This window comes from Serratia sp. CY37869 (genome assembly GCF_052168895.1).
Taxonomy (GTDB): Bacteria; Pseudomonadota; Gammaproteobacteria; order Enterobacterales; family Enterobacteriaceae; genus Serratia; species Serratia ureilytica.
Map to the genome: position 1 here is coordinate 1 of NZ_JBJNLU010000013.1, position 2,663 is coordinate 2,663.

At 53.2% G+C, this 2,663-nt stretch carries 1 rRNA gene; it reads left to right on the forward strand.

From position 1 onward, the window contains the following. Positions 1-2,663 (forward strand): 23S ribosomal RNA (locus tag ACJ8J1_RS24830); the annotation flags it as partial.

Below are 2,663 nucleotides of genomic sequence, written 5' to 3' on the forward strand. Positions count from 1 at the left end.
ACACTATCATGTCATGAATACATAGTGGCATGAGGCGAACCGGGGGAACTGAAACATCTAAGTACCCCGAGGAAAAGAAATCAACCGAGATTCCCCCAGTAGCGGCGAGCGAACGGGGAGGAGCCCAGAACCTGAATCGGCTTGTGTGTTAGTGGAAGCGTCTGGAAAGTCGCGCAGCAAAGGGTGATAGCCCCGTACACTAAAATGCACAGGTCGTGAGTTCGATGAGTAGGGCGGGACACGTGACATCCTGTCTGAATATGGGGGGACCATCCTCCAAGGCTAAATACTCCTGACTGACCGATAGTGAACCAGTACCGTGAGGGAAAGGCGAAAAGAACCCCGGCGAGGGGAGTGAAATAGAACCTGAAACCGTGTACGTACAAGCAGTGGGAGCACCTTCGTGGTGTGACTGCGTACCTTTTGTATAATGGGTCAGCGACTTATATTTTGTAGCAAGGTTAACCGTATAGGGGAGCCGTAGGGAAACCGAGTCTTAACTGGGCGATTAGTTGCAAGGTATAGACCCGAAACCCGGTGATCTAGCCATGGGCAGGTTGAAGGTTGGGTAACACTAACTGGAGGACCGAACCGACTAATGTTGAAAAATTAGCGGATGACTTGTGGCTGGGGGTGAAAGGCCAATCAAACCGGGAGATAGCTGGTTCTCCCCGAAAGCTATTTAGGTAGCGCCTCGTGAACTCATCTTCGGGGGTAGAGCACTGTTTCGGCTAGGGGGCCATCCCGGCTTACCAAACCGATGCAAACTCCGAATACCGAAGAATGTTATCACGGGAGACACACGGCGGGTGCTAACGTCCGTCGTGAAGAGGGAAACAACCCAGACCGCCAGCTAAGGTCCCAAAGTCATGGTTAAGTGGGAAACGATGTGGGAAGGCATAGACAGCCAGGATGTTGGCTTAGAAGCAGCCATCATTTAAAGAAAGCGTAATAGCTCACTGGTCGAGTCGGCCTGCGCGGAAGATGTAACGGGGCTAAACCATGCACCGAAGCTGCGGCAGCGACGCTTAGGCGTTGTTGGGTAGGGGAGCGTTCTGTAAGCCGTTGAAGGTGGCCTGTGAGGGTTGCTGGAGGTATCAGAAGTGCGAATGCTGACATAAGTAACGATAAAGCGGGTGAAAAGCCCGCTCGCCGGAAGACCAAGGGTTCCTGTCCAACGTTAATCGGGGCAGGGTGAGTCGACCCCTAAGGCGAGGCTGAAAAGCGTAGTCGATGGGAAACAGGTTAATATTCCTGTACTTGGTGTTACTGCGAAGGGGGGACGGAGAAGGCTAGGCTAGCCGGGCGACGGTTGTCCCGGTTTAAGCGTGTAGGGGGTGTGACCTGGTAAATCCGGTTGCATACTAACCCTGAGGCGTGATGACGATGCACTACGGTGCAGAAGTAGTTGATGCCCTGCTTCCAGGAAAATCCTCTAAGCTCCAGGTAACATTAAATCGTACCCCAAACCGACACAGGTGGTCAGGTAGAGAATACCAAGGCGCTTGAGAGAACTCGGGTGAAGGAACTAGGCAAAATGGTGCCGTAACTTCGGGAGAAGGCACGCTGGCATGTAGGTGAAGTCCCTCGCGGATGGAGCTGAAGCCAGTCGAAGATACCAGCTGGCTGCAACTGTTTAATAAAAACACAGCACTGTGCAAACACGAAAGTGGACGTATACGGTGTGACGCCTGCCCGGTGCTGGAAGGTTAATTGATGGGGTCAGCCGCAAGGCGAAGCTCTTGATCGAAGCCCCAGTAAACGGCGGCCGTAACTATAACGGTCCTAAGGTAGCGAAATTCCTTGTCGGGTAAGTTCCGACCTGCACGAATGGCGTAATGATGGCCAGGCTGTCTCCACCCGAGACTCAGTGAAATTGAACTCGCTGTGAAGATGCAGTGTACCCGCGGCAAGACGGAAAGACCCCGTGAACCTTTACTATAGCTTGACACTGAACATTGAGCCTTGATGTGTAGGATAGGTGGGAGGCTTTGAAGCGTGGACGCCAGTCTGCGTGGAGCCATCCTTGAAATACCACCCTTTAATGTTTGATGTTCTAACTCGGCCCCGTAATCCGGGGTGAGGACAGTGTCTGGTGGGTAGTTTGACTGGGGCGGTCTCCTCCCAAAGAGTAACGGAGGAGCACGAAGGTTAGCTAATCACGGTCGGACATCGTGAGGTTAGTGCAAAGGCATAAGCTAGCTTGACTGCGAGAGTGACGGCTCGAGCAGGTACGAAAGTAGGTCTTAGTGATCCGGTGGTTCTGAATGGAAGGGCCATCGCTCAACGGATAAAAGGTACTCCGGGGATAACAGGCTGATACCGCCCAAGAGTTCATATCGACGGCGGTGTTTGGCACCTCGATGTCGGCTCATCACATCCTGGGGCTGAAGTAGGTCCCAAGGGTATGGCTGTTCGCCATTTAAAGTGGTACGCGAGCTGGGTTTAGAACGTCGTGAGACAGTTCGGTCCCTATCTGCCGTGGGCGTTGGAAGATTGAGAGGGGTTGCTCCTAGTACGAGAGGACCGGAGTGAACGCACCACTGGTGTTCGGGTTGTCATGCCAATGGCATTGCCCGGTAGCTAAGTGCGGAAAAGATAAGCGCTGAAAGCATCTAAGCGCGAAACTTGCCTCAAGATGAGTCTTCCCTGGGCCTTTAAGG